This window comes from Geodermatophilus sp. SYSU D00697, from assembly GCF_054050175.1.
This window is the reverse complement of record NZ_JBJGYV010000052.1, coordinates 1-18494: the sequence shown is the minus strand read 5'-3', so window position 1 is coordinate 18494 and position 18494 is coordinate 1. Positions and strand designations below refer to the sequence as shown.

Below are 18494 nucleotides of genomic sequence, written 5' to 3'. Positions count from 1 at the left end.
CGTGCTCTGCGTGCTCCCGGTACGCAGAGCACGAGCACCCGGGGGAGGGAGGTCACCGGGCGTCCGCAGCCCCGATCCCCGCTCGCCGACGGCACCGGCCCACCGGCACGGTCAGGCGACCTCGATCGCGAACGCCACGAGGAACCCCAGCGTGGTGATGACGCCGGTCCAGGTCCGCGTCCGCTCGAACGCCTCCGGGATCATCGTGTCGGCGATCATGGTGAGGATCGCGCCGGCCGCGACGGCGGTGATGACCGCGATCGCCTCCGGTGGTGCCCCGCCGAGGACGGCGTAGCCGACCAGCGCGGCCAGGCCGCTGGCCACGGCGATCCCGCCCCACACCCCGAACACGTACCCCGCAGACCGGCCGTTGGCCTTCATCCCTGCGGCGGACGAGAGCCCCTCGGGCACGTTGGAGATGAAGACCGCGGCCAGCACCGAGGCGCTCACCGACCCGCCGCCGAGCAGTCCGAGCCCCAGGACCACCGACTCCGGGACGCCGTCGAGCAGCGCGCCGATCGCGATCGCGGCCCCGCTGCCGGACTGCTCGTCCTCCGAGGGCTGCTGGGACCCCGACCGCTTGCGGTGCCGCGCCCCGCGCCGCGCCAGTGCCTCGTTGGCCGCGAGATAGGCCAGGGCTCCGCCGACGAACCCGATCGACGTGGGCAGCAGCCCGCCGGTGTCGGCCGCCTCGGCCATGAGGTCGAAGGCGACCGCCGAGATCAGCACCCCGGACCCGAAGGCCATCACCGAGGCGATGACGGTCTGGGGCACCCGCACGAACCAGGCGACCAGCGCGCCGAGCACCAACGCCCCGCCGCCCAGCAGGCCCCACAGCCCGGCCTCCAGCCACGTCGGCACGGCGTCCCCGTTCCTCGTCCCCGGCCTCCCTGCCCCGGGGACGCCGGGGTCCGCCCTGCCCACGCAGCCGCTCGGTCAACCACCCCGGACGGCCACCCGCGCCGGACGCCCGTCGCGGTGCGCGCGGCCGGCGTCGGCCACCCGCTCAGGACGAGGGCGCCGCCGGACGGTCCGATCCGTGCAGCCCGGCGGTCACCCGGTCGGGATAGGTGGCGGTGAACCGCACCATCGACCAGATCACGCCGACCGGCACGACCCAGTCGAGCAGCAGTTCGGTGAGGTGGCTGCTGGACGTGTCCGTAGCGTCGACGCCCAGCGCGGTGACCAGCACGGACGCGGCTCCCATCAGCATGATGGCCACCGCCCAGGCGGCGCTGAGCACCCGGTTGATCCGGGTGAACGTCGGGGAGTCCCAGTACTCGCGCGGCGTGGTCTGGCGGGCGTACTCCGCGGTGAACGGCAGCACCGGCACGGTCAGCAGCAGGTACAGCCCCAGGGCCACGCCGACCAGCGGCCGGCCCCACTCGTACAGCCACCGGTCGACGCCGGGCCCGCCGACGAACCCGGCGACGGCGATGACCGCGAAGAGGGCGAGCGAGCCGAGGCCGAGGATGCGGGGTCCGTGGTGGCGGCTGTCCCGGATCACCAGGACCGCCGCCACCACCACCGCGACCAGAGCCCCCCAGGCGACGCCGTCGGCGGCCACCCGCTGGGCGACGAAGGCGAAGACGATCCACGGCAGGAAGCCGACGACGAGGCTCAGGGGAGTGAGTCCGGGTGGCGTGGACCGGCCCGGGTGTGCCGGTGCCGGCGCGGGAGTCGCTGTCATGAGGGGCCCCGATCGGGACGAGGGACGGGTCGCGGCCGGCGGGACCGCGGCGGGCCGGCCCGTGCGGCGCCGGCCCGGCCCGGGTGGTCGGGAGGGTGTGGCGGCGGTCCCGCGCCGGTCCATGCTGATCCGCCCGGGCCCGGCCCGACCAGGGCACTTCGACCGGTCCCGGCAGGGGGTCGGACGGCCTACCGTGGGCCGGCGGGGGCCGCCTGCGAGGAGGCGTCATGACCGGGACCGAGGCTCTCCGACACGACACCGTCGCGGTGCCCGGCGGGCTGCGACTGCAGGTCGTGGAGCAGGGGGATCCGGCCGGCACGCCGGTCGTCCTCGTCCACGGCTGGCCGGACTCATGGTTCTCGTGGAGCCACGTCCTCCCGCACCTGGACCGGAGGCTGCGCGCCGTCGCCTACACCCAGCGCGGGTTCGGCGAGTCAGACCACCCGCGGGCCGGCTACACCATCGACCGGTTCGCCGACGACCTGGTGGCCCTCTGCGACGCGCTCGGCCTGGCGCGGACGCACCTGGTGGGGCACTCCTACGGCAGCTTCGTCGTCCGCCGGATGGCCGAGGAACACCCGGACCGCGTCGACCGGATGGTGCTGATCGGCTCGGGCGACCGGCTGGGCGACCGGCTGGCCGAGGAGGTGCGGACGGCGATCGCCGACCTGCCCGAGGAGGTCCCCGAGGACTTCGCCCGGGAGTTCGCCGCGAGCACCGTCCACCGGCCGGTGCCGCCGCAGTTCTTCGACGCGTTGGTCGCCGAGAGTCGCAAGGCGCCGGGGTGGGTGTACCGGGACTCCTGGGAGGCGCTGGTCGGGGCCGACGACCGCGACCGGCTGCGGGACGTGGCCGCGCCCACCCTGGTGCTGTGGGGCGATTCCGACGCCCTGTTCGACCGGGGGCAGCAGGACCGGCTCGTGGCGGCGCTCCCGCGGGCCGAGCTGCACGTCCTCGAGGACACCGGGCACTGCCCGAACTGGGAGCGGCCGGAGGACGTCGCCGCCGAGCTGGACGCCTTCCTGTTGTCCCGCTGAGGACGCGTCCTCGGTCTCAGTCGGGGTGGCTGAGCAGGTAGCGCCCGAAGTGCGGGACGGTGAAGGCGATCTGCCCGCGCTCGGCGGAGTAGACCAGCCCCTTCTTGATCAGCGAGTCGCGTGCGGGGGACAGCGACGCGGGCTTGCGGCCCAGCGCCACCGCCACCTCCGACGTCGCCACCGCGGACCCGGTCGGCCCGCCCAGCTCGGCCATTGCGTGCATGTACTCCCGCTCGGCGGGCGTGGCCCGGTCGTAGCGGGAGCCGAAGAACCCGACCGCGAGCTCGGCCTCGGCGACCGGGGCGGCCATCGCGACGTCCGCCGCGGTGATCGGGGAGGCGGCGGCGACGTCCCAGGTGACCTTGCCGTAGGCCTGCACGAAGTAGGGATAGCCGTCGGCGGCCGCGTAGAGGGCGTCGAGGGCGTCCGGCTCGAAGGTGACCTCCTCCCGCTCGGCCGGGGCGAGCAGCGCCCGGTCGGCGGCGGCCCGGTCGAGCCGGTCGATGCGCAGGTAGCGGAACAGCCGCTCGGAGTAGCTCTTGGACGCCGAGAGCACCGCGGGCAGGTGGGGGAGCCCCGCGCCGACGACGATCAGCGGCGCGCCCTGCTGGGAGAGCTCGTGGCAGGCCGCGCAGATCGCCGAGACGTCGGGGGCCTGGACGTCCTGCATCTCGTCGATGAACAGTGCCACGCCCTTGCCGACATCGGCGGCCAGACCGGCGGCGTCGCTGAGCAGCTCGACCAGGTCGATCTCCATGTCCCCGGAGTCGGCCCGCCCGGAGGCCGCGGGGACGTCGATGCCCGGCTGCCACCGGTCGCGCACCTTGGCCGGCGAGGACGACTCCGACGACTGCCGCAGCGCGAAGGCCTTGAGCACCCCCAGGACGGCGTCCATCGAGTCCTGGTCGGGGTGCCGCAGCTCGCGCAGCGCCATGTGCAGCGCCGAGGAGACCGGCCGGCGCAGCGACTGGTCCGGGCGCGCCTCGATCTTGCCGGTGCCCCACCCCCGGCCGATCGCCGCCGAGCGCAGCTGGTTGAGCAGCACGGTCTTGCCGACCCCGCGCAGACCGGTGAGGACGAGGGAGCGCTCGGGGCGGCCGTGCGCGATCCGCTCGAGGACGACGTCGAAGGCCGACAGCTCGGTGTCGCGGCCGGCCAGCTCCGGCGGGCGCTGGCCGGCGCCGGGCGCGTACGGGTTCCGCACGGGGTCCATGTCGAGCACCGTATGGGCTCGTCTAGTCCCCGCCGTAGAGATCGGTAGAACCGGTTGGGGCGTGTCGCGGCCCCGTCGTCGGCCGCGGGGGCGTGCCCGCCAGACTGGGCGCCGTGCCGGTCCCGTCCCGCCGCCCCCTCCCGCCGCGGTGAGCGGCGTCCTCGCAGGCTTCCTGGTCATCGGCGTGGTCATCGGGACCGGCTACCTCGTGGCCAGGCGCGGCGTGCTCGGCCCGCACGCGCAGGAGGTGCTCTCGCGCGCGTCGTTCGTCGTCGCCACGCCGGCGCTGCTGTTCGAGACGCTGGCCGGCGCCGACCTCTCCGCTGTCTTCTCCAGCACGCTCGTCGTCACGTCGGCGGCGTTCGCGCTGTGCGCGGTCGTCTTCGCGGTCGTGGGTGCGGCGCGTCGCTGGGGGATCGGGCGGACGACGATCGGCGCGCTGGCGGCCAGCATGGTGAACTCCGCGAACCTGGGCATCCCCATCGCCGTCTACGTCCTCGGCGACGCCACCGCCGTCGCCCCCGTGCTGCTCTTCCAGCTGGTGGTGCTCTCGCCGGTCGCGCTCGCCGTCCTGGACGTCACCGCCACCGGCGAGCGGTCCTCCTCCCGGGCCCGGGTGACCGCGCCGCTGCGCAACCCCGTGCTCGTCGCGTCGGCCCTGGGTCTGCTGGTCGCGGGCACGGGCCTGGAGGTCCCGCGCGCGCTGCTCGACCCGATCGAGCTGCTCGGGGGGCTGGCGGTCCCCGCGGTCCTGCTGGCGTACGGGATGTCCCTGCGGGGCAGTCCGCTCCCCGGGCGCGGGGCCGAGCGGGCCACGGTCGTCCTCGCCGTCGTCCTGAAGCTCGTCGTGGCGCCGGGTGCTGCCTGGCTGTTCGGGCTGCTGCTGGGCCTGGACCGGGCGCAGCTGCTGGTCGTGGTGGTGCTGGCCACGCTGCCGACGGCGCAGAACCTCTTCGGTACGGCGGTGACCTACCGGACCGGGGTCGACCTCGCCCGCGAGTCGATCACCCTGAGCACGGTGCTCTCGGTGCCGGCGATGCTGGTGGTCGCGGGGCTGCTGGGCTGAGGGCTCGTCAGGTCCGTCTGGCCGTTTCTACGACTCGGGCTAGACACCCGTAGAGGGTGCGACACACCGGGGATCCGCAGGCGGCCCCGATAGCGTGGACGGCGTGCTGAGGTTCCTCATCAAGGTCGTCATCATGGCCGGCGTCTTCTACGGCGTGGCGTACCTGCTGCAGGGCATCGAGGTGATCCCCAACCCGAACGGCCCGCTCGGGGAACCCGGTACCTACCTCTGGATCGCGCTCGTCTTCGCCCTGGTGAACGCGGTCGTCGGGCCGATCCTGCGGCTGCTGTCGTTGCCGTTCGTGCTGCTCACCCTCGGCCTGTTCCTGCTCGTGGTGAACGCGGCGCTGCTCGGCATCACCGCGGCGCTCACCGACCGCCTGCAGGTCGACGGCTTCGGCAGCGCGGTCGTCGGGGGCCTGCTGCTGGCCATCGGTGGCTGGGTCGCCGACCAGGTGACCGCCAAGCGCTGACCCCCCGGCCCCCTGCAGGGGCCCGACGCGAGCTCGTGAGCGGTGGGGGGCGGGGGGTCCTTCTACTAACGTCAGCTGCCATGGCCAGCACCACCGGCACCGTCCCGGCGACCCCGGGAGCGGGCCCCGAGGCCGGCGCGTCACCCGCAGCCGTCGCCAGCGAACTGGCCGCCCTCGAGGCGGCCCGCCAGGAGAAGTCCCGGCTCCTCGAGCGCGCGGCCCAGGCCGCGCTCGACTCCGGCGCGGGGTTGCCGTCCGGCTGCGGGTCGGCCGACGTCCCGGCCCTCCTCCAGCGCTACTACTGGAGCGAGCCGGCCGCCGAGGTGGTCGAGCACCACCCGGCCGACCTCGCCGCCCTGGCGCTCGCGCACCTCCGGGTCGCGGAGGTCCGCCCGCAGGGCGCGGCGACCGTCGACGTCCAGCGGCTGCCCGACCGCCCCGGGGCCCGGCCCCGCTCGGTGGTCCTCGTCGTCACCGACGACATGCCCTTCCTCGTCGACTCGGTCACTGCCGAGGTGGTCCGCCAGGGCTTCCGCCTCGAGCACGTCGTCCACCCGGTCGTCGTGGTCCGCCGCGACCTCGCCGGCCGGATCCGCGCCTTCTGCGACAGCGGGGAACCGGCCACCTGCGGGCCGGACGCGCTGGCCGAGTCGTGGATGGCCGTCGTCCTCGACGGGCCGCTGGACGAGGAGGCCACCGGCGACCTGGTCTCGGGACTGCGGACGGTGCTCGCCGACGTCCGCGCCGTCGACGAGGACGCCACCCGCATGCGCGCCCGCGCGCTGGAGCTGGCCGAGCGCCTCGACCGGGCGCAGCCGGCGCCGGACGACGCCCCCTCGGCCGACCCGGCCGAGGCGGCGGCGCTGCTGCGCTGGCTGACCGACGGGAACTTCGTCTTCCTCGGTGCCCGCGACGTCGACCTGGTGCAGGTGGGGGAGGGGACGACGGTCCGTGCCGTGCCCGGCACCGGGCTGGGCGTGCTGCGCAGCGACGTCGAGACCGCGTCGGTCCCCGAGGGGACCCCGAGCCCGGCCCTGCTGACCGTCACCAAGGCCGACGCCCGCTCGACGGTCCACCGCCGCGCCTGGCTGGACCTGGTCACCGTGACCCTCCCGGGCCAGGAGGGCGGTCCCGCGCGCCAGCACCGGCTGGTCGGCCTGTTCCCCGCCGCGGCCGCGGCGCACAGCGTCCGCGAGGTGCCGCTGGCCCGCCGGCGGGTGGCCGAGGTGCTGGCCCGCTCCGGAGCGCCGGCCGACAGCCACACCGGCAAGGAGCTGCTCGACGTCCTGGAGACCTATCCCCGCGACGAGCTGTTCCAGGTCGGCGCCGACGAGCTGCTGCCGGTGGCGCTGGCCGTGCTGCGCCTCCAGGAGCGCCGGCAGACCCGGCTGTTCCTGCGCCGGGACCCGTGGAACCGGTTCTGGTCGGCGATCGTCTTCCTGCCCCGCGACCGGTACACGACCGAGGTGCGCCTGGCCGTCCAGCAGCTGCTGCTGGAGCGGCTGGGCGGCACGAGCATCGAGTACAGCGCCCGGGTCACCGAGTCGGTGCTGGCCCGGCTGCACTTCGTCGTCCGGCCCCCGGTGGCCCGCAGCGGGAAGCCGGCGCTGCGCGACGTCGACGTGCCGGCGCTGCAGGCCGCGCTGGCCGCCGTCGTCCGCAGCTGGACCGACGACCTCGCCGACGCGCTGGCGGCCCGCTACGGCGCCGACGCCGAGCGGCGGCTGGCTCGGGTCGCCGACGCCTTCCCGGCGTCCTACCAGGAGGACTTCCCCGCGTCGGTCGCCGTCGAGGACCTCGAGCGGCTCGACGCCCTGGCCGAGGGCGAGATCGGCCTGGTGCTCCGCCGACCGGCCGGTGCCTCGGCCACCGAGCCGCGGCTGGCCGTCTACCGCGTGGGGGAGCGGCTGCTGCTCTCCGACGTGCTGCCGATGCTCCAGCACATGGGCGTCGACGTGATCGACGAGCGGCCCTACGAGGTCGACCGGATCGGCGCGCCGCTGGCCTGGATCTACGACTTCGGGCTCACCGCCCCGGTCGGCGACCTGCCCTTCCCGGGGTCCCTGCCGGAGCGGTTCACCGACGCGCTCTCGGCGGTGTGGCGGGGCGAGGCCGAGGACGACGGCCTGGGTGCCCTCGTGCTGCTGGCCGGGCTCAACTGGCGGCAGGTCTCCGTCGTCCGTGCCTACGTGCAGTGGCTGCGCCAGGCCGGGCTGCCCTTCGGCCAGCGGTACGTGGAGACCACGCTGGCCGGGCACCCGGACGTCGTCGCGCGGCTGGTCGCGCTGTTCGAGACCCGCTTCTCCCCGGGCCGGGACGCGGGGCGGGACCGCCGCCAGGAGCAGCTGGTGGAGTCGCTCCGGGCGGCCATCGGGCAGGTGGAGTCCCTCGACGCCGACCGGGTGCTCACCGCGCTGCTGGCCGCCGTGACCGCGACCGTCCGGACGACCTACTACGCGGGGTCCGGGCCGCTGGCGCTCAAGCTGCGTCCCGCCTCGGTGCCCGACCTGCCCGAGCCGCGGCCGGACCGCGAGGTGTGGGTCAGCTCGCCGCGGGTGGCCGGCGTGCACCTGCGCTTCGGCGCGGTCGCCCGCGGCGGGCTGCGCTGGTCCGACCGGCACGAGGACCTCCGCACCGAGGTCCTGGGGCTGGTCAAGGCGCAGATGGTCAAGAACACCGTCATCGTGCCCACCGGCGCCAAGGGCGGGTTCGTCGTCCGCCGGCCGCCGCCCGAGAGCGCCGGCCGGGACGCGTGGCTCGCCGAGGGGCAGGCCTGCTACCGGCTGTTCATCGGCGCGCTGCTGTCCCTCACCGACGACCTGGTCGACGGCCGTGTGGTGCCGCCGGAGCGGGTGGTCCGGCACGACGGCGACGACACCTACCTCGTGGTCGCGGCCGACAAGGGGACGGCGACCTTCTCCGACCTGGCCAACGCCGTGGCGCTGGAGCGCGGCTTCTGGCTGGGCGACGCCTTCGCCTCCGGCGGCTCGGTCGGCTACGACCACAAGGCGATGGGCATCACCGCCCGCGGCGCCTGGGAGTCGGTCACCCGCCACTTCCGCGAGCTCGACCTCGACGTGCAGCGCCAGGACTTCACGGTCGTGGGCATCGGTGACATGTCCGGGGACGTCTTCGGCAACGGGATGCTGCTGTCGGAGCACATCCGGCTGGTGGCCGCCTTCGACCACCGGCACGTCTTCGTCGACCCGACGCCGGACGCCGCCACCTCCTTCGCCGAGCGGCGCCGGCTGTTCGACCTGCCTCGCTCGTCGTGGGCCGACTACGACCCCGCGCTGATCAGCCCCGGCGGCGGGGTCTGGCCACGGACGGCGAAGGCGATCCCGGTGAGCGAGCCGATGCGAGCCGCGCTGGGGCTGCCCGCCTCGGTGGACACCGTGTCCCCGGTCGAGCTCGTCCGCGCCGTCCTGACCGCCCCGGTGGACCTGCTGTTCAACGGCGGGATCGGCACCTACGTCAAGGCGTCCACCGAGAGCGCCCTCGACGTGGGGGACAAGGCCAACGACGCGGTCCGCGTCGACGGCCGCGACCTGCGGGTCCGGGTGGTGGGGGAGGGCGGCAACCTCGGCCTCACCCAGCGCGGGCGCGTCGAGTACGCGCTGGCCGGTGGCCGCGTCAACACCGACGCCATCGACAACTCCGCCGGTGTGGACACCTCCGACCACGAGGTCAACATCAAGATCGCCCTGGACCGGGTGGTGGAGGCCGGGGAGCTGGACGCCGGGGGCCGGGCCGCGCTGCTGGGCGACATGACCGAGGAGGTCGCCGCCGACGTCCTCACCGACAACCACGCGCAGAACGCGGCGCTGGCCGTCGAGGTCGCCTCCGCGCGCAGCCTGCTCGACGCCCACCAGCGGTTCATGCGCTCCCTGGAGCGCTCCGGCCGGCTGGTGCGCAGCGTCGAGGCGCTGCCCGACGACCGTGCGCTGAGCGAGCGCCGCCGCGACGGGCAGGCGCTGACCGGCCCCGAGCTGTCGGTGCTGCTGGCCTACGCCAAGCTCGAGACCGGGGACGCCGTCCTGGCCTCCGGCCTGCCCGACGACCCCGCGCTGGAGGACCTGCTCGTCGGGTACTTCCCGGCCGAGCTGCGCCGGCGCTACCCCGAGGCGGTCACCGGGCACCCACTGCGCAGGGAGATCGTCGCGACCGCGCTCACCAACCGCGCGGTGAACACCGCGGGGGTGACCGGCCTGTTCCGGCTGGGCGAGGAGACCGGCGTCTCCCTGGCCGGTGTGGTGCGGGCGCACGCGGTCGCCCGCGCGGTCTTCGGTGTGGACCGGCTCTGGGACGCCGTCCGCCCGCTGGACAACCGGGTGCCGGCGGCGACCCAGGTGGAGCTGCGCACAGAGGCGACGCGGCTGGCCGAGCGGGCGACCCGCTGGCTGCTGGGCCTCTCCGCGCTGACCGGGCAGGACCCCGCCCCGATCGGGGAGGTGACGGAGCGGTTCGCCGCACCCGTGGCTGCCGTGCGGGCGGGGCTGCCGTCGTGGCTGCTCGGGAAGGAGGCAGCGGGGTACGCCGAGCGGGCGGCGCGGCTGCAGGAGCGCGGCGTGCCCGAGGAGCTCGCCGCCGAGGTGGCCGCCGCTCCGCTGCTGCCCGCCGCGCTCGACCTCGCCGTGGTCGCCGAGGGCACCGGCGCCCCGATCGACCTCGCCGGCCGGGTGCAGCAGGCGCTCGGCGAGCGGCTGAGCCTCGTGCCGCTGCGCGAGCACGTGATCGCCCTGCCGCGTGACCGCCGCTGGCCGTCGATCGCGCGGGCGGCGCTGCGCGACGACCTGGCCGCGGAGCAGGCGGCGCTGACCGCGGAGGTCCTCGGCGGGCGGCGGGCCGACACCGAGTCCGCCGACGCGCTGGTGGCCCGCTGGGTGGAGGGCTGGGACGGCACGCAGCAGCGCGCGGCGGCCCACCTGGTCGACATCACCGCGGGGGACCGGCACGAGCTGGCCGAGCTGCTGGTCGCCGTCCGGACACTGCGGGGCCTGCGCCGCCGCACGTGACCCGCGGCCGGGATCAGGTCCCCTGATCCCGGCGCGTCCTCCCTCACGGCCGGCCGTGGGGGAGGACGCGCCGCCGTGGGGGAGGACGCGCTGCGGCGACCTGTGCCTCCCCGTGCCCGGCCTGGTCGCGTCGACCCGGCCGCCGCACACCCGTCGAGGGCCGTCTGCACCTCTCTAGGATCGATGCTAGACGGGGTCATACTCGACGAGAGGGTCGTCCTGGCGTCGAGCAGCTAGTCCGGCTCGGACGACGGCGTCGGCTCCCGGTCGCCGCGCAGCGACAGCACCAGCGCCAGCGCCACCCCGCAGAACAGCGCGATGTCGGCGACGTTGCCGACGAACAGGCCCGCGTAGTCGATGAAGTCGACGACGTGCCCGCGGCCGAAGCCCGGCGCGCGCAGCAAGCGGTCCCCGAAGTGCGTCGTCGCGCCGCCGAGGAGCAGCCCCAGCGCGATCGCCCACGCCGTGGAGGAGATCCGGCGCGCGTACCAGGCCAGCGCGACCACGGCGACGCCCGACACCACCGTGAACAGCCAGGTGGCACCGCTGCCGATCGAGAACGCGGCCCCGGGGTTGTAGAGCAGCCGCAGGCCCAGCAGGTCCCCCGCCAGGCCGATCCGCCGGCCGTCGCCGAGCGCCGCCTCCGCCCACGCCTTGGTGACCTGGTCCACGACCAGGACGACGGCGGCGACACCGAACACCCACGCGTAGCGGCGACGTGGCTCCCCGGTCACAGGGGCGGACGGCGGTCGCCGAACCGAGTGGCCTGCTCGAACGCGTGTCCGACCTCGAGCACCCGGCGGTCGGCCCGCGGCGCGGCGACCACCTGCAGCCCCACCGGCAGCCCGTCGTCGGTGAACCCGCCCGGGACCGACAGTGCCGGGCAGCCGGTCGGCGTGATCAGCGTGCAGGCCCGCATCCACTCCAGGTAGTTCTCCAGCGGCACCCCGCCGATCTCGGTCGGGTACTCCTGCTCGACCGGGAAGGGCAGCACCTGCGTCGTCGGCGCCAGCAGGACGTCGTAGCGCTCGAAGAACCCGACCACCCGCTCGTACAGCGCGGTGTGCGCGGCCTCGGCGCGGGCCAGGTCGGAGCCGGACAGCTTCGCGCCCATCTCGGCGTTCCAGCGGATCGACTCCTTGACCTGGTCGGGGTGCTGCCGGGCGAGGTCGGTGAAGGCGGCGTCGAACAGCCACGCGCGCAGCGTGCCGAACACGTCGTCGGCGCCGGAGAGGTCGGGGCAGTCGGCCTCGACGGTGGCGCCGAGCTCCTCGAAGACCCGCACCGACCCGTCCAGCACCGCGGTGATCGCCGGGTCCACCCGGACCCGGCCGCCGAGGTCGGGCGCCCAGGCCACCCGCAGCCCGTCGAGGCGCTCGGGCAGCGGGGCGGCGAACGGTGCGCCCGGGTCGTCCAGCGCGATCGGCACCCGCCGGTCGGGGCCGGCGACGGCGGAGAGGACCAGGGCCACGTCGGCGACGGTGCGGCCCATCGGTCCCTGCACCGACAGCTGCGACCAGCCGATCGGCGCCGGCCAGGTCGGCACCCGGCCCGGGGTCGGCCGCAACCCCACGACGTTGCAGAACGCCGCCGGGTTGCGCAGCGAGCCGCCCATGTCGCTGCCCTCGGCCACCGGCACGAACCCCGCGGCCAGCGCCGCGGCCGCGCCGCCGCTGGAGCCGCCCGCGGACAGGCCGTGCCGGTAGGGGTTGTGGGTCGCGCCGAACAGCGTGTTGAAGGTGTGCGACCCCGCCGCGAACTCGGGCACGTTGGTCTTCCCCACCCGGACGGCGCCCGCCGCCCGCAGCCGGGCGACCACCAGCTCGTCCCGCTCGGGGACGGTGTCGCCGTGCAGCGGCGAGCCCCAGGTGGTGCGCATGCCCCCGGTCTCGTGGGTGTCCTTGTGCGCGACCGGCAGCCCGTGCAGGGGGCCGACCTCCTCGCCCGCGGCCAGCGCGGCATCAGCGGCGTCGGCGGCCGCCCGCGCGCCGTCGGCGTCGAGGGTGACGACGGCGTTCACCCGGGGGTCGAGCCGCTCGATCCGGTCCAGGCAGGCGTCGGTCAGCTCCCGGGCGGACAGCTGCCGGGAGCGGATCAGCGCGGCCAGCTCGGTCGCGGGGCGCAGGCAGAGCTCGTCGGTGGAGGTCACGGTCACATCGTCGTCCTACCGGACGACACCGCCACCAAGGGGTGTCCCGGCCCGCGTCGAGCCGAACCGGACGTCGGGTCAGGCGGGCTCGTCGGGGACGACGTCCGGCACCACGTTGGGCCCGGCCTCGGGTGGCCGCGGCCGGTCCTGCCGGTGCAGCCGGACGGCGACCAGGGCGACGTCGTCCTCCGGCCGGCCCTCGACCAGCCGGTCGATCACCCGGTCGAGCAGCTCCTCCAGCGGCAGGTCGGCCAGCTGGGTCAGCGCCTCCCGCAGGCGCACCATGCCGGCATCGAGGTCGGCGTCGCGCCGCTCCACCAGGCCGTCGGTGAACAGCAGCACCGTCGAGCCCCGGTCCAGGGTCACCACCGACTCCTGCCGACGCGTCTCGGCCTCCACGCCCAGGAGCAGGTCGCCCTTCCAGGCCGCCAGCTCGGCCACCGTCCCGTCGGGGTTGATCACCAGCGGCGGCAGGTGCCCGGCGTTCGCCCAGCGCATGCGGGTGACCCCGCGCGCCCGCTCGTCGTCGGTCTGCTCGAACCGGGCGACCGCCGCGGTGGCCAGCACCCGCGTCTGCAGCACGGCCATCGAGGCGTCCAGCCCGCGCAGGACCTCGACCGGCGGCGCGTCGCTGTAGGTCGCGATGCCGCGCAGCAGGCCGCGGAGCTGGCCCATGGCCGCGGCGGCCTCGGTGTCGTGCCCGACGACGTCGCCGATGACCAGCATCGTCGCCCCGCCCGGCTGGAGGAAGGCGTCGTACCAGTCGCCGCCGACCCGGGCCGCCTCCACGGCCGGCAGGTAGCGGACGGCGATCTGCGCGTGGTCCGGCTCCGGCGGGTCGGTGAGCAGGCTGCGCTGCAGGCCCTCCGCCAGCTGCTGCTGCTGGGCGTAGAGGCGCGCGTTGTCCAGGGCCAGCCCGGCCCGGTCGGCGACGTCCTGGGCGACGACGACGTCCTCCGGGGTCGGGGCGTGCCCGTCGGCGTAGAAGAGGGTGAGCAGGCCGATGGTCCTGCCGCGGGCACGAAGCGGGAGGGCGACCTCGGTGGTCGGCGCCAGGACCGCCAGGAGGTCCTTGGCCTGGCCGGGGGGCAGCACGTCGAGGACGTCGTCCCCGGCGAAGGTGACCGCCTCCCCGGTGTGCAGGGCGCGGGCGACCGGCGCGGTGACCGGCATGACGTCCATGCGCACCTCGGCGTACCGCTCCAGGACCGAGCGGCTGGCCGGGTCGACGTGCCAGCTGCCGACGTCGCGCGGCCGGCCGTCGGGCTGGATGACGGTCAGGATGCAGAAGTCGCTGAGCGCCGGCACGACCAGCCGCGGCAGCCGGCCGGTCGCGGCCTCGACGTCCAGGGTGCCGGCGAGCTCGGCGCTGACCTGCGCGAGCAGGGCGAGCTGCTGGGCGGACCGCTCGGCGCGCTCGCGCACCCGCCGCCGCTCGGTGATCTCGGTGAAGTACACCGAGAGCCCCTCGGGGGTGGGCCAGGCGCGCAGCTCGTACCAGCCGTCGAGCGGCGCCGGGTAGTACGCGTCGAAGTTGACCGGCTGCCCCGTGCGGACGGCGTCGCGGTAGCTCTCCTCGAAGACGCTGCTGGTCGCGGCCGGGAAGGTCGTCCACAGCACCTGACCGAGCAGGTCCTCGCGGGAGCGGCCCAGCAGCCGCTCCGCCTCGGCGTTCACGTGCGTGAACCGCCACTGGTGGTCGAGGGAGTAGAAGCCGGCCGGCATCGCCTCGAGCACGCGGGCCACGCGGGCCTGCGCGCTGCGGTCCTCGGTGGTGTCGTGGGCGGCGCCCAGCAGCCGGACCGCCGTCCGGCCGGGACCGGCCAGCGCGCGGCCCCTGGCCCGCACCCAGCGGGTGTCTCCGTCCGGACGGACGACGCGGTACTCCGCCTCGAACTCGCCGACGGTCTCGATCGACGTCCGCAGCGCCTCGCTCACCCGGGGCAGGTCGTCGGGGTGCAGGCGGCGGTTGAACGCGTCGATCGTGCCGTCGAAGTCCTCGGCGGTGTAGCCGAACATCGCCATCAGCGGCTCGTCCCAGACGAGCTCGCCGGTGCGCAGGTCCCAGTCGAAGGTGGCGACCCCGCCGGCGTCCATCGCCAGGATCCAGCGCACCCGCTGGCGCTCGTGCTCCCCGGCCAGCGCCGCGTACTCGAGCTCGGTGACCACCGCGGCGGCCAGCTGGGCGAGTGTCGCGATCTCGCTGTCCGACCACGGGTGCGGCTCGGCGTCGAAGGCGCACAGGGTGCCGACGGCGTGTCCGGCCTCGTCGGTGAGCGGCACGCCCAGATAGGCCCCCACGATCCCCGAGGTGACCGGGTCGAGGTCGCGGACCCGCTCGTCGGCGCGGGCGTCGGGGATCACCAGCGGGGCGCGCAGGACGGCGGCGAGGGCGCAGGGCGACTGGTCCAGCGGTGACTCCTGGCCGCGACCACCCGGCGGGATCCCGGCGATGCCGGCGACCGTGTGGCTGTCGGCCAGGATGGAGATCTGCGCGGAGGGGGCCCCGACCAGGCGCGCGGCCAGCTCGACGAGTCGGTCGAGGGCGGCGCTGCCGGTGTCGGAGACGCGCAGCCGCCGCGCCGCGCGGACGCGGGCGGGGTCGCCGCGCAGCAGGGCGGCTGCACGGGCAGCGTCCAGCGTGCGCGCGGCCTCCTGCCGCAGGGATGCCTCCACCAGAACCCTTCCGCCCGGCCAGGGCCAGGGTGTTGCTCGCGCAGGCCACGCTCTTCGAGCCACGCGCTCCCGAGGTTATGTCATGCGGTGTCCGTTACGGGCAACCATCGCGACACAGATCACCGTCGTCGACACGAACGGTGACGGTTCAGCGGGTGGCGTGCTCCGCGGGGACGACCAGGGTCAGGGCCGTCCGCCCGTCGTGTTCCACGTGCAACCCCGCCCGCCGGAGCAGCGCCCGCAGCCGGACGACGTCCGCGGGCTCGGCCGTGGTCGTGGCCAACAGCCGGGCGATCCGGCCCTTGTGCGCCTTGTTGAAGTGGCTCACGACCGCGCGGGTCCCGTCCGGCCGCTCGCTCCGCACGTCCACGGTGACCGCGCCCGGGACCGGCGCGAGCGCGGCGTAGGAGCCGCTGCGCAGGTCGACGACGAGCTCGTCGACCGCGGCCAGCACCGGGCCGAGCACGGGCTGCCACAGCGTGCGCAGGGTCGGCAGGCCGGGCAGCGCCGAGCCGGCCGACAACCGGTAGGCGGGGATGGCGTCGGTGCCGCGGACCAGGCCGAACAGCGCCGAGCCGACCGCCAGCCGCCGGTCGGCGCGCGATCGCTGGGCCCGGGTCAGCGAGCCGACGTCGAGGGCGTCGTAGAGCACCCCGGTGTAGCGCTCGAGCGCCGGCATGGTCGGGCCGGTGAACAGCGCGGCGTTGCGCGCGATCTCGTCGTCCTGTCTGGCGGACAGCCCGAGCGCGGCGCGCGAGGCCGGGAGGTCGGCGGCCAGGTCGGCCAGGGTCTTCGCCAGCTCGGTGCGGACCGGCGTCAGCTCCGGGGCGGACAGAGCGTGGAGGTCGAGCGGGTCGCCGTCCCCGCCGGGGGCCTTCGTCTCCGACGGCGGCAGCAGCACGAGCACGAGGAGTCAGGGTACGAGGGTGCCGTCAGGGCCCGCCGACGCCGCGTCCCGTGGGGAGGACGGAGGCCCTGTCCGGTCGAGGAGAGGAGTCAGGTCCAGTAGAGCAGGCGGGCGCCGGGCAGCCGGTCGGCCACCTCGGCCTCGAACCAGCCGCGCAGCTCGGCCATGGTCTCCCGCGGGTAGACGTGCTTGACCGATCCGAACTTCCCGCGCTTGGCGGTGCGGCGGGACTCGTCCATCTCGAGCCTCGTCCGCGGGTACCACTCGGTCAGCGTGGCCTTGCTGCCGGGCGTGAACCGGTGGGTGATGCACTCGACGGTGAGGTCGGCGCCGGCGGGCAGCGCCCCGGCCACGGCGTCGAGCAGCTCGCCGTACTCCTCGCGCCAGCCCTCGACGGGCATGATCGGCGCGATGGTCAGCCCGACCGGGTACCCGGCACGGGCGACGGCGGCCAACGCGGCGACGCGGCCGGGGACCGGGGAGGTGGCCCCCTCGAACCGGCGCGCCACCGAGACGGCGTTGACCGAGAAGCGCAGCCGGGTCCGCCCGCCGTGCGGCAGGTCGAGCAGCCCGGCGACGTCGTCGAACTTCGTCGTCGCGCGCAGCTGGACCGGCCCGGGCCACTCGTGCGTGCCGAAGTGGGTGATCGCCGTGGCCAGCCCGCCGGTGAGGTGCTCGAGGGCCAGCGGGTCGGTGTAGCAGGAGGCCTCGAACGTCGTCCCCTCGCCGCCGCGTTCGACCGTGCCCGAGGTGACCAAGCCGTGCCCGACGTACTGGTCCAGGCCGGCGAGGACGTCGTCGAGGTCGGCGAAGACCCGGGTGATCGGCGGGCCGGACAGGGAGCCGGCGAGGTAGCAGTACTGGCAGTGGGCCGGGCAGCCCTCGGCCAGGTCGAACCGCCAGTCCGCGGACGGCGGGATCGGCTGCAACCGGCGGCGGGACGGGGCGCCGACGACGACGGCGAGGGTGTCCTTGGCGCGCATGAACGCCGCGCGGTCACCGTCCCCGCGCAGGTTGGGCAACCGGTCGCCGCGCAGCAGCTCGACGTCGGAGACACCGGCGGCCCCGAGGCGGGCGAGGATGCGCCGGCCGTGCGGGCGCTCGGCGGCGGAGCGGGTCACCAGGACCCGAGACGGAGTCCAGAGGCGGGTGGGGACGGGGGCGTCGAGGACGGGGGTCATCACCCCGTACAACACCGGCGGGGCCGGCGTCGGTGCAGGTCAGTCCGTGAGGTCGACCACCACGGGCGCGTGGTCGCTGGCGCCCTTGCCCTTGCGCTCCTCGCGGTCGATCCGTGCGCCGGTGACCCGGCCGGCCAGCGCGGGGGAGCCGAGGACGAAGTCGATCCGCATGCCCTCGCGGCGGGGGAAGCGCAGCTGGGTGTAGTCCCAGTACGTGTAGACGCCGGGGCCCGGGGCGTACCCGCGGACGACGTCGGCGTACCCGGCGTCGACGACGGCCCGGAAGGCCGCCCGCTCGGGCTCGGAGACGTGCGTGGAGTGGGCGAACACCCGCATGTCCCACACGTCGTCGTCCTGCGGGGCGATGTTCCAGTCGCCGACGAGCGCCACCGGGGCGGCGGGGTCCTCGGCGAGCCAGCCGGCCGCCGTGGTCCGCAGCGCCTCCAGCCAGCGCAGCTTGTACTCGTAGTGCGGGTCGGTGAGCGTCCGGCCGTTGGGCACGTAGAGGCTCCAGACCCGGATCCCGCCGCAGGTGGCGCCCAGCGCGCGCGCCTCGGTGTCGGGGTCCTCGCCCCAGCAGGGCTGGCCGGGGAACCCGACCTCGACGTCCTCCAGGCCGACCCGGGACAGGATCGCCACGCCGTTCCACTGCGAGTAGCCCACGTGCGCCACCGCGTAGCCGAGGTCGGTGAAGCGCGACTCCGGGAACTGGTCGTCGCGGCACTTGGTCTCCTGCAGCGCGAGGACGTCGACGTCCGAGCGCTGCAGCCAGGCGACCACCCGGTCGGCACGGCTGCGGATGGAGTTCACGTTCCAGGTCGCCAGGCGCACTGCATCATTGTCGGCCTACCGGCCGACACCGCGGCCAGGTGCCCCTCGACCTGCGGGGAGCCCTGCGGACCTGCGTTCCTCGGGGACCCTGCGGGCCCCGCTCGTCCCTGGGCCGACACCGCGGCCAGGCGCCCCTCGACCTGCGGGGAGCCCTGCGGACCTGCGTTCCTCGGGGACCCTGCGGGCCCCGCTCGTCCCTGGGCCGACACCGCGGCCAGGCGCCCCTCGACCTGCGGGGAGCCCTGCGGACCTGCGTT

The 18494-nt window shown here is 75.4% G+C and carries 13 protein-coding genes; 4 read left to right on the top strand and 9 right to left on the bottom strand.

The genetic code is table 11. The features are described 5' to 3' along the window. Window positions 1-111: 111 nt before the first annotated feature. Together ACI79C_RS24720 and ACI79C_RS24715 are read right to left on the bottom strand one after the other, a co-directional pair. Window positions 112-861 carry a ZIP family metal transporter gene (locus ACI79C_RS24720; protein ID WP_456948353.1) on the bottom strand — a complete coding sequence of 250 codons (750 nt, stop codon included), beginning with the start codon at window positions 859-861 and terminating at the stop codon, window positions 112-114. Between the two features lie 145 nt (window positions 862-1006). Then, the gene (locus tag ACI79C_RS24715; protein WP_456948352.1) at window positions 1007-1690 is read right to left on the bottom strand and encodes a hypothetical protein; all 684 of its coding nucleotides are present in this window, start codon (window positions 1688-1690) and stop codon (window positions 1007-1009) included. Between the two features lie 227 nt (window positions 1691-1917). On the opposite strand from ACI79C_RS24715, the gene ACI79C_RS24710 reads away from it, so the two are divergent. Beyond that, on the top strand, window positions 1918-2727 hold the full coding sequence (locus tag ACI79C_RS24710) for an alpha/beta fold hydrolase (RefSeq protein WP_456948351.1): 810 nt from the start codon (window positions 1918-1920) through the stop codon (window positions 2725-2727). Window positions 2728-2743: 16 nt separating this feature from the next. Here the strand turns inward: ACI79C_RS24710 and ACI79C_RS24705 are convergent, their stop codons facing one another. Next, window positions 2744-3940, bottom strand: coding sequence for an AAA family ATPase (locus tag ACI79C_RS24705; RefSeq protein ID WP_456948350.1), 1197 nt, complete (start codon window positions 3938-3940; stop codon window positions 2744-2746). Between the two features lie 148 nt (window positions 3941-4088). Here ACI79C_RS24705 and ACI79C_RS24700 point away from each other — a divergent pair, with 148 nt between their 5' ends. The 3 genes from ACI79C_RS24700 to ACI79C_RS24690 all read left to right on the top strand — a co-directional run bounded on the left by ACI79C_RS24700 (window position 4089) and on the right by ACI79C_RS24690 (window position 10493). After that, window positions 4089-5006: an AEC family transporter gene (locus ACI79C_RS24700; RefSeq protein ID WP_456948349.1), complete on the top strand. Its 918-nt coding sequence runs from the start codon at window positions 4089-4091 to the stop codon at window positions 5004-5006. A gap of 103 nt (window positions 5007-5109) precedes the next feature. Beyond that, entirely contained in the window at window positions 5110-5478 is a 369-nt protein-coding gene (locus tag ACI79C_RS24695) for a phage holin family protein (RefSeq protein ID WP_456948348.1), read from the top strand. A gap of 80 nt (window positions 5479-5558) precedes the next feature. After that, entirely contained in the window at window positions 5559-10493 is a 4935-nt protein-coding gene (locus ACI79C_RS24690) for an NAD-glutamate dehydrogenase (RefSeq protein ID WP_456948347.1), read from the top strand. A 233-nt stretch (window positions 10494-10726) separates the two neighbouring features. On the opposite strand, the gene ACI79C_RS24685 is transcribed toward ACI79C_RS24690, so the two are convergent. The 6 genes from ACI79C_RS24685 to ACI79C_RS24660 form a co-directional block, all read right to left on the bottom strand. After that, on the bottom strand, window positions 10727-11227 hold the full coding sequence (locus ACI79C_RS24685; protein ID WP_456948346.1) for a signal peptidase II: 501 nt from the start codon (window positions 11225-11227) through the stop codon (window positions 10727-10729). Continuing rightward, a complete protein-coding gene (locus ACI79C_RS24680; protein ID WP_456948345.1) occupies window positions 11224-12642 on the bottom strand; it encodes an amidase in 1419 nt (472 codons plus the stop codon). The genes ACI79C_RS24685 and ACI79C_RS24680 overlap by 4 nt, the downstream gene beginning before the upstream one ends. A 78-nt stretch (window positions 12643-12720) precedes the next feature. Beyond that, entirely contained in the window at window positions 12721-15318 is a 2598-nt protein-coding gene (locus tag ACI79C_RS24675) for a SpoIIE family protein phosphatase (RefSeq protein WP_456948344.1), read from the bottom strand. Window positions 15319-15466: 148 nt separating this feature from the next. Next, window positions 15467-16225 (bottom strand): peroxide stress protein YaaA, encoded by a 759-nt coding sequence (yaaA, locus tag ACI79C_RS24670; RefSeq protein ID WP_456948343.1) that lies wholly within the window; start codon window positions 16223-16225, stop codon window positions 15467-15469. 89 nt (window positions 16226-16314) lie between these two features. After that, window positions 16315-17346, bottom strand: coding sequence for a spore photoproduct lyase family protein (locus ACI79C_RS24665; RefSeq protein ID WP_456948342.1), 1032 nt, complete (start codon window positions 17344-17346; stop codon window positions 16315-16317). 99 nt (window positions 17347-17445) lie between these two features. Beyond that, on the bottom strand, window positions 17446-18237 hold the full coding sequence (locus ACI79C_RS24660) for an exodeoxyribonuclease III (RefSeq protein ID WP_456948341.1): 792 nt from the start codon (window positions 18235-18237) through the stop codon (window positions 17446-17448). Window positions 18238-18494: the final 257 nt, after the last annotated feature.

What these genes read in the sequence shown, in the direction of transcription:
- ACI79C_RS24715 (WP_456948352.1), bottom strand. Translation starts at nt 1,690, where the DNA reads ATGACAGCGACTCCCGCGCCGGCACCGGCACACCCGGGCCGGTCCACG.
- ACI79C_RS24690 (WP_456948347.1), top strand. Translation starts at nt 5,559, where the DNA reads ATGGCCAGCACCACCGGCACCGTCCCGGCGACCCCGGGAGCGGGCCCC.
- ACI79C_RS24710 (WP_456948351.1), top strand. Translation starts at nt 1,918, where the DNA reads ATGACCGGGACCGAGGCTCTCCGACACGACACCGTCGCGGTGCCCGGC.
- ACI79C_RS24705 (WP_456948350.1), bottom strand. Translation starts at nt 3,940, where the DNA reads ATGGACCCCGTGCGGAACCCGTACGCGCCCGGCGCCGGCCAGCGCCCG.